2 protein-coding genes and 1 pseudogene are annotated in these 3,702 nt (G+C 61.2%); all 3 read left to right on the forward strand.

Features of this window, described 5'->3' with window-relative positions:
- The first annotated feature begins 216 nt into the window (after positions 1-216).
- On the forward strand, positions 217-3,153 hold the full coding sequence (locus tag DDE76_RS19130) for a monovalent cation/H+ antiporter subunit A (RefSeq protein WP_104891351.1): 2,937 nt from the start codon (positions 217-219) through the stop codon (positions 3,151-3,153).
- A complete protein-coding gene (locus DDE76_RS19135) occupies positions 3,153-3,485 on the forward strand; it encodes a Na+/H+ antiporter subunit C (RefSeq protein WP_104891352.1) in 333 nt (110 codons plus the stop codon). The genes DDE76_RS19130 and DDE76_RS19135 overlap by 1 nt, the downstream gene beginning before the upstream one ends.
- Positions 3,486-3,489: 4 nt before the next feature.
- A pseudogene (locus DDE76_RS19800) lies at positions 3,490-3,702 on the forward strand (monovalent cation/H+ antiporter subunit D); the annotation flags it as partial.

Here is a 3,702-nt window from a genome sequence, read left to right on the forward strand (position 1 = left end):
CCGTGATTTGAGAGGTGAACAAATGAATTCATACAAGCCTGCGATTGGCTCGGCCTTTGTGCTTCTGTTCATACTGGCGCTGGCATTCTGCTCGCAGCGAAGCGAGGCGGTAGAGCTTCCAACAGGCTCAGCGATAGCAAAGTGCTAGCCTGCCGGCGTCCTCTCCTTCACCCACGCCACTAGGCCGACCAACCCCATTAGAATGCTTAAGCAACAATGTCCGCATCGCTACTCTTGATCGTCATCGTTGCTGCTCCCTTCCTAACGGCCCTTGTGGCCGCGAGTTTGCCAGCAAACGCCCGCAATGCCCAAGCCTGGCTGTCGGGGGCGCTGTCGCTGGTCCTTATGTCCATAGTCCTGTCGCTCTATCCCCAGGTCGTGGATGGCGGCGTCCTGCGTTACGAGATCGAATGGTTGCCTGCGCTTGGGCTGAACCTGATTTTCCGCATGGATGGTTTTGCCTGGCTGTTCTGCGTGCTGATCACCGGCATTGGTTTTCTGGTGGTGCTCTATACGCGCTACTACATGTCGCCCAAGGATCCGGTGCCGCGATTTTTTGCGTTTCTGCTGGCCTTTATGGGCGCGATGCTGGGGCTGGTGACCGCCGGCAATCTCATCCAGATCGCCATCTTCTGGGAACTGACGAGCCTCATTTCGTTCCTGCTTATCGGGTACTGGTACCACCGCGGCGATGCGCGCGACGGCGCGCGCATGGCGCTGATCGTGACAGCGACCGGCGGATTGGCGCTTTTCGCGGGCCTGCTACTGATCGGCAATATCGTGGGCAGTTATGATCTCGATGTGGTGCTGGCTTCAGGTGATGCCATCCGAAACCATGGCCTTTATACCGTAGCGCTGATCCTGATGCTGCTCGGCGCCATGACCAAAAGCGCGCAGTTCCCGTTCCAGTTCTGGCTGCCGCACGCCATGGCCGCGCCGACCCCCGTCTCGGCCTACCTGCACTCAGCAACAATGGTAAAGGCCGGCGTCTTCCTCCTCGTTAGGTTCTGGCCGGTCATGTCTGGAACCGACCTCTGGTTCTGGATCGTCACGTTCTCGGGTCTCATCACGCTGATGATCGGCGCCTATGCCGCCCTGTTCCAGCGCGACCTCAAGGGCCTCCTCGCATATTCCACCATCAGCCATCTTGGCCTCATTACCACCTTGCTGGGCATGAGCACGCCGCTGGCGCTGGTCGCGGCAGTGTTTCACATCGCCAATCACGCGACCTTCAAGGCGTCGCTGTTCATGGCCGCCGGTATCATCGACCACGAAACGGGCACGCGTGACATCAGGCGGCTAAGTGGACTGCGCCGCTTCATGCCGGTTACCGCCGCACTTGCCATCATTGCCAGTGCGGCCATGGCAGGGGTGCCGCTGCTCAACGGCTTCCTCTCCAAGGAAATGTTCTTCACAGAAACGGCAGAATTCGACCCCAACGTGTTCGTCAACCTGGCTCTGCCCATTGGCGCGACCATTGCCGGCATGTTCAGCGTCGCCTATTCACTGCGCTTTGTGCATGGCGTGTTTTTCGGTCCGCCGCCCGAAAAGCTGGACCGGGTGCCCCACGAGCCGCCGGCGCTGATGCGCCGCCCGATCGAATTCCTTGTGCTCATCTGCCTTGCCGTCGGCATTATCCCGGGTATTACCATCGGGCCCTATCTCGCCGCCGCTGTTGCTTCGGTGCTGGGCGCGGACGTGCCTTATTATAGCCTTTCGGTGTGGCACGGCTTCAACCTGCCGCTGGTCATGAGCATCGTTGCGATGGTGGGCGGTGTGCTGCTCTATCTGGCGCTGTTCCGGTACCTCTCGAGCGAGCGCGATGGCACGCCGTTGCTACATCGGTTCCGCGGGCAGCGCATTTTCGAGAGCGTGCTGGTTACCGTTACCGGTCGCTGGGCCCGTGGTGTGCACAGCCTGCTCGGCACGCGCCGCTTGCAGCCGCAATTGCTGATCATTGTCGTTCTCGCCATCACCGTGGGCGTCTTGCCGCTGTGGAACCGCGTCAATCCGATGGTGGCTTCGCCAACGGCGTTCGATCCGGTCTTCGCCTTCATATGGCTGGTGGGTGGTGCCTGCGCCCTCGCCGCTGCCTATCAGGCCAAGTTCCACCGCTTTGCGGCCATGATCCTCCTGGGGGGCGCGGGCCTCGTTACCTGCATGACCTTTGTCTGGTTTTCCGCGCCCGATCTGGCGCTGACCCAGTTGGTGGTCGAGATTGCGACGGCCGTGCTGATCCTGCTGGGCCTGCGCTGGTTGCCGCAGCGCCTGCCCAACCTGACCATGGACCAGAAAGCCCGCGACAGCTTCCGGCGCTATCGCGACATGGTCATCGCTGGCGTCGCCGGGCTCGGGCTGGCGATCACCGCCTATCTCATCATGACGCGGCCGGCGATTGATGGCATTTCGAATTTCTTCGTTGAAAACGCCTATAGCCAGGGTGGGGGCACCAATATCGTCAATGTGATGCTGGTGGACTTCCGCGCCTTTGACACCTTTGGCGAAATTGCCGTGCTCGGCGTCGTGGCGTTGATCGTTTATGCCCTGCTGCGCCGCTTCCGTCCGGCCAGCGAAAGCGTGGGCAAGCCGCAGCAGCAATTGGCGCAGAATGCCTATGACGAGGAGACGCCCGAGCGCAATCCGGGCGACACGATCGCGGCCTATCTCATCGTGCCCTCTCAGATCATGCAGTGGCTATTCCCGGTGATCATCGTGGTTGCGGTTTATCTCTTCATGCGCGGGCATGACCTGCCGGGGGGCGGCTTTGTCGGTGGCCTCACCATGTCCATCGCCTTTATCCTGCAATATATGGCCGGCGGTACGCGCTGGGTAGAAGACCGGCTGCGCATCCTGCCGGTGATCTGGATCGGCTCGGGTCTGGCCATCGCCATCCTGACCGGACTGGGATCGTGGCTGTTCGGCTATCCGTTCCTCACGACCTATTTCCAATATGCCGATATTCCCTGGATCGGCCGCGTGCCCATGGCCTCGGCCCTGCTGTTTGACCTCGGCGTCTTCCTGCTGGTTGTCGGCTCGACCGTCCTTATCCTTATCGCACTGGCGCACCAATCGGTCCGCTCGCCCCGCGCTTCGCGCGTTCCGCGCAAGGCCGAGGCCATACAGAGAGAGCCCAGTGCAGGAGGGCCTGGCTGATGGAACTCGTGCTCGCCATCGCCATCGGCGTTCTGACCGCCTCGGGCATTTATCTCATGCTGCGTCCACGCACCTTCCAGGTGATCATCGGCCTGTCGCTGATTTCCTATGCGGTCAATCTCTTCATCTTCAGCATGGGGCGGTTGCGGATCGACGCCGCACCCGTGCTCGACCGCAACAATATCGATCCGGCGGCCTATACCGATCCGGTGCCGCAGGCTCTGGTGCTGACCGCTATCGTCATCGGCTTTGCCATGACGGCGCTGTTCCTTGTGGTGATGCTGGCGGCGCGCGGCTTTACCGGCACAGATCATGTCGACGGAAGGGACTGACGCCATGACCAGTCTCTTCGACCACCTCGTCATCCTGCCCATCCTGCTGCCGATGATGACGGCTGTCCTCGTCACGCTGATCGATGACCGCTTCCGGATGCTCAAGATCGGTCTCAGTATCGGCTCGACCGCCCTGCTGGTCGTTATCGCGCTGCTGCTGGTCGTGCCGACCATACAGGTTGGTCCGTCCGACACTGAGCTGATCAAGGCCTATCCA

Origin of the sequence: Devosia indica (genome assembly GCF_003056405.1) — a bacterium.
GTDB classification, from domain to species: domain Bacteria; phylum Pseudomonadota; class Alphaproteobacteria; order Rhizobiales; family Devosiaceae; genus Devosia; species Devosia indica.

What these genes read in the sequence shown, in the direction of transcription:
- DDE76_RS19135 (WP_104891352.1), top strand. Translation starts at nt 3,153, where the DNA reads ATGGAACTCGTGCTCGCCATCGCCATCGGCGTTCTGACCGCCTCGGGC.
- DDE76_RS19130 (WP_104891351.1), top strand. Translation starts at nt 217, where the DNA reads ATGTCCGCATCGCTACTCTTGATCGTCATCGTTGCTGCTCCCTTCCTA.